General features: G+C 69.7%; 4 protein-coding genes. All 4 read left to right on the forward strand.

The annotated features are described in order from the left end of the window. Window positions 1–278 precede the first annotated feature (278 nt). Window positions 279–1625 (forward strand): extracellular solute-binding protein, encoded by a 1347-nt coding sequence (locus tag KGQ19_RS47370; RefSeq protein ID WP_212022008.1) that lies wholly within the window; start codon window positions 279–281, stop codon window positions 1623–1625. A gap of 98 nt (window positions 1626–1723) precedes the next feature. Next, window positions 1724–2602, forward strand: a complete 879-nt coding sequence (locus KGQ19_RS51535) for a carbohydrate ABC transporter permease (RefSeq protein WP_307856734.1) — start codon at window positions 1724–1726, stop codon at window positions 2600–2602. Further along, the gene (locus KGQ19_RS47380) at window positions 2599–3429 is read left to right on the forward strand and encodes a carbohydrate ABC transporter permease (RefSeq protein ID WP_212022010.1); all 831 of its coding nucleotides are present in this window, start codon (window positions 2599–2601) and stop codon (window positions 3427–3429) included. The genes KGQ19_RS51535 and KGQ19_RS47380 overlap by 4 nt, the downstream gene beginning before the upstream one ends. A gap of 15 nt (window positions 3430–3444) precedes the next feature. Then, the coding region (locus KGQ19_RS47385) for a beta-N-acetylhexosaminidase (RefSeq protein ID WP_212022011.1) at window positions 3445–4995 on the forward strand (1551 nt) is incomplete at its 3' end.

Consider the following 4995-nt stretch of genomic DNA (forward strand, 5'->3'; position numbering starts at 1 on the left):
GGGGACGGGGCGGTGGCGCATGTCAGGGAACTCCTTGTGGGGTCGGTGCTGCCGTGACGGTGCGGTGAGGTTACCTCCGAGCGGACCATAGGTAACTTCCTGGAACTGCTGGCGTTCAGGATCGGACTAGACCAGTGGTCTGTCAAGTAGGCCATCTGCCTGGCATGGAAGTTCGGGCTGAGAGCGCCAGCGGCGTTGACATTACCAATGGGAAAGTGCAAACATCCGTCGCACCTCGCTCATCTCCCCTCTGACAGAGCTCGAAGGTAAGGATCACCATGCGCATCCGCAGATCGGCCGCGCGCGCCGCGGGTAGTGTCCTCGTGCCCCTGCTCGTTCTCGGCGCTTCGGCTTGTTCCAGTTCTTCCTCCGGTCCCGGCGGGTCCGCTTCCGGCGCGCAATCGGCGGCGGTCGCCGGGCCGGGTTCCGGTACCGGCAAGACCCTGACGGTCTGGTACATGGACGGCGACCTGTCCGACGCCGTCGTGAAGGCGATCGACGACAAGTTCACCGCGGCGACCGGCGCGCGGGTGAAGGTCGAGATCCAGCAGTGGGACGGCATCAACACCAAGATCGCCACGGCGCTGGCCCAGGACAATCCGCCGGACGTGATCGAGATCGGCAACACCGACGTGCCGCTGTTCGCGGCCAGTTCCGGTCTGAGCGACATCACCTCGGTGCTGCCGCAGTTGCAGGCCGGCCAGCACTGGCTGCCGGGCCTGGCGGGCCCGGCCACGATCGACGGGCACAGCTACGGCGCGCCGTTGTTCGCCGGCAACCGGGCCGTGATCTACAACAAGAAGATCTGGGCCGACGCCGGGATCACCACCGCGCCGACCACGTTCCCGCAGCTGACCGCGGACCTGGACGCGATCAAGGCGAAGAACACGGCGCCGGACTTCTCGGCGTTCTACTTCCCGGGCCGCTACTGGTACGGGGCGTTGCAGTTCGTCTGGGACGCCGGCGGTCAGCTGGCCACCGACTCCGGCGGCAAGTGGTCGGGCGCTCTGGAGTCGCCGCAGGCGCAGCAGGGGTTGCGGGCGTGGAAGGACTTCGTCGGCAAGTACTCCTCGGCGGCCTCGCAGGACGTCGACACCACGGCGCCGGACTTCAACACGCTGTTCGCGCAGGGCAAGACCGCGACCATCCTGAACACGAACATCAACAAGATCCTGACGGTGGACCCGTCGTTGAAGGACCAGATCGGCACCTTCCCGTTCCCCAGCGCCACCGACGGCAAGACCCAGCCGGTGTTCCTCGGCGGCTCGGACCTGGTGGTCGCGGCCAAGAGCAAGAACCAGGCGCTGGCGCTGGCCTACCTGAAGACGGCCACCGACCCGGCCGTGCAGGCCTCGGCGATCGTCGGGATCGACCACTGGATCCCGGCCTCCTCCGAGGTGATCGACCAGACCATCGGCGCCGTGCCGGAGGTGTCGAAGGCGTTCTTCACCGCGGCGAAGAACTCGGTGGCCACCCCGGCCGTGGCGGGCTGGGCGACCGTGGAGTCGGACAAGTCGATCAACGACTTCTTCGCCGACATAGCCACCGGCCGCAAGAGCCCGGCCGAGGCCGCCAAGACCTTGGACGCGCACCTGGACCAGGCGCTCAACGCCCCGGCGCAATGATGGCCCTGCCCGCCGCTGAACAGGCCGCGCCGCCGGCCGGCCCCGCTGCCCCCGGAGGAACGGGGGCGGCCTCACCCGGCCGGCGCCGGCGCCGCCAGGTGCAGCCCTACATCCTGCTGATCCCGGCCGTCGTCCTGCTGGCCGCCGTCGTCGGCTACCCGCTGATCCGCCTCGGCGTCATCTCCACCCAGGGCTTCGGACTGCGGACCCTGATCACCGGACGCGCCACCTCGGTCGGCACCGCCAACTACACCGCGATCCTGCACGACAGCCAGCTGGCCCCGGTGCTGGTGCGGACCGTGGTGTTCGCCGCGAGCCTGGTCGCGGGCACCGTGGTGATCGGTTTCGGCGCGGCCCTGATGATGGTCGCGGCCGGCCGCAAGCTGCGCGTGGCGATGATGCTGGCGCTGCTGGGCGCCTGGGCCATGCCGACCGTGGCCTCGACGCTGGTCTGGCAATGGTTGTTCCAGCCCACCTACGGTGTCGTCAACTGGCTGCTGACTCAGCTGCGGGTCTTCGGCGACGTGCGGCAGCACGACTTCCTGGCCGGGACCACCTCCGGGTTCGTCGTGGTCTGGCTGCTGGTGGTCTGGATATCGGTGCCCTTCGTCGCCCTGACCCTGTATGCGGGCCTGAGCCAGATCCCGGGCGACTACTACGAGGCCGCCGCGATCGACGGCGCCGGGTACCTGCGCCGGCTGCGCACCGTCACCGTGCCGTTCCTGCGCCCGGTGCTGATGCTGGTCACCGTGCTGTCGGTGATCTGGGACTTCAACGTGTTCAACCAGATCTGGATCCTGACCAAGGGCGGCCCGGACGGGGCCACCACCACCATCGCGATCTGGTCCTTCACCCAGGCCTTCGCCTCCCAGTCCTACGGGCAGGGCGCGGCCATCGCGGTGTTCTCGGTGGTGCTGCTGGCCGTGCTGGTCGGCTGGTGGGTCCGGCGGCTGGTCGTGGCAGGGGAGGAAACATGAAGGCGTCACCGCGCTCAAGGCTGCTGCTGGACATCGGCGGCTCGCTGTTCGTCCTGGTGTGGGCGTTCCCGCTGTACTGGATGGTCAACACCGCGTTCAAACCGCAGCACGACATCCTCACCGCCACCCCGAAGTTCTGGCCGTTCCCGCTGACCCTGGCCAACTTCGCCGACGCCATCGGCAAACCGCACTTCGGCTCCTACGTGCTCAACAGCCTGGTGGTGACGCTGTCGGTGGTGCTCGTGGCGACCGTCGTCGGCTTCCTGGCCGCCCTGGCCCTGGCCCGGTTCCACTTCGTCGGCCGGCGCGCGCTGCTGGTCACCATCTTCGGCATCCAGATGATCCCGGCCCCGGCGCTGGTGATCCCGATGTTCCTGACCATGAAGAACCTGCACCTGCTCAACAACCTGCTGTCCCTGGGGCTCACCTACACCGCGTTCGTGGTGCCGCTGACGATCTGGATCCTGCGGGGCTTCGCCCAGGGCATCCCGGCCGAGCTGGAGGAGGCCGCCGAACTCGACGGCGCCAGTCCCGTCCAGGTCATCCGGCACATCATGCTGCCGCTGCTGGCCCCGGGCACCATCGCCACCTCGATCTTCGCGTTCATCACGGCCTGGGACGACTACATCTACGCCTACGTGATGATGAAGGACGACGCCCACTACACGCTGCCGGTGTGGCTGGCCACTTTCTCCACCAATACCGGCACCGACTACGCGGGCCTGATCGCCGGCTCCACGCTGTTCGCGCTGCCCGCCGTCGTCTTCTTCCTCATCGCGCAGACCCGCCTCACCGCCGGCATGACCGCCGGTGCCGTCAAGGGCTGACTCGAAAGGCCATTTGTGATCATCCCCCGCCCCGCCGAGTACACCGCACACCCCGGCGAGTTCGCCGTGCCGGCGGCGCTGCACCTGGCCGCCGGCCCCGGCGCCGAACGCCCCGCCGACCTGCTCGCCGCCTACCTCGGCCCGGACCGGCCGCGCACCGGCACCGGACCGGTCATCACCGTGCGTCTGGACGCCGCCGCCCACGACCACCGGCACGGCTACGACCTGCTCATCGAGCCCGAACAGGTGACGCTGGCCGCACCGAGTGAGGCCGGGCTGTTCAACGGCGTGCAGACGCTGCGGCAACTACTCCCGGCGCGGGCGCTGTCAACGGATCCGGCAGCCGCACCGGCCGAGATATGGCGCTGGCCGGCCTGCCACGTGCACGACGCCCCCCGCCTGGCCTGGCGCGGCGTCATGCTGGACGTGGCCCGGCACTTCATGCCGATCGGCTTCCTGCACCGCCTCGTCGACGAGATCGCCCTGCACAAACTCAACATCCTGCACCTGCACCTCACCGACGACCAGGGCTGGCGCATCGAGATCGACGGCCTGCCGCTGCTCACCGAGATCGGCGCCACCCGCACCGAATCGATGGTCGGCCGCGCCGGCTCCACCGTCTTCGACGGCACCCCGCACTCCGGCCACTACACCCGCGCCGAGCTGGCCGCGCTCGTGGCGTACGCCGCCGCACGCGGCGTGACGATCGTCCCGGAGATCGGCATGCCCAGCCACACCCGCGCGGCCATCGCCGCCTACCCGCGGCTCGGCAACCATCCCGAGGCCAGGGTGCCGGTGTGGACGTCGTGGGGCATCAGCGAGGACATCCTCGCCGTCCACGACGAAGCGCTCGACTTCTGCCGCCATGTCCTGTCCGACGTCATGACCCTGTTCCCGGCGCCCAACATCCACATCGGCGGCGACGAGTGCCGTACCACGCAGTGGCGGGCCAGCGCCGAGGCCCGCGACCGTGCGGCGCGCGCCGGCCTGACGGACGTCGCCGATCTGTTGGGCTGGTTCCTGAGCCAGATGCATGCCTTCCTGGCCGAGCACGGCCGCCGGGCCGTGTGCTGGAACGACGCCGTCGGTGTCGGCCACCTGGATCCGGGGGTGGTCGCGACCGCGTGGCTGAAACCGGAGCACGCGGCGGAGGCGATCGCGCGCGGGCATCAGGTGATCGTGGCCCCTCATGAGCACACGTATCTGGACTACCGGCAAAGCGGGCATCCCGACGAGCCGCCGTCGGCTGATGACCGGGTCCTGACGCTGGCCGACGCCTACGGCTTCGATCCGCTGCCGACCGGGCTGAGCGCGACGGGGCCGGCGGCGTTGGCGGACGGCTCGGGCGGCCCGGGCGTGCTGGGCACCCAGGCGCAGGTGTGGACCGAGTCCGCGCCGACGACCGAGGTGGTGCGGCATCTGCTGTATCCGCGGTTGTGTGCGCTGGCCGAGGGGGCGTGGAGTGATGAGCGGCGGGATCCGGCCGATTTCGCCCGGCGGCTTCAGGGGCATGTGCCGCGGCTGGCGGCGCTGGGGGCGTTGGCCGCTGAGCGGCCGGGCGGGTGG

It is taken from the genome of Catenulispora pinistramenti, assembly GCF_018274385.1.
GTDB classification, from domain to species: domain Bacteria; phylum Actinomycetota; class Actinomycetes; order Streptomycetales; family Catenulisporaceae; genus Catenulispora; species Catenulispora pinistramenti.

What these genes read in the sequence shown, in the direction of transcription:
- KGQ19_RS47370 (WP_212022008.1), top strand. Translation starts at nt 279, where the DNA reads ATGCGCATCCGCAGATCGGCCGCGCGCGCCGCGGGTAGTGTCCTCGTG.
- KGQ19_RS47380 (WP_212022010.1), top strand. Translation starts at nt 2,599, where the DNA reads ATGAAGGCGTCACCGCGCTCAAGGCTGCTGCTGGACATCGGCGGCTCG.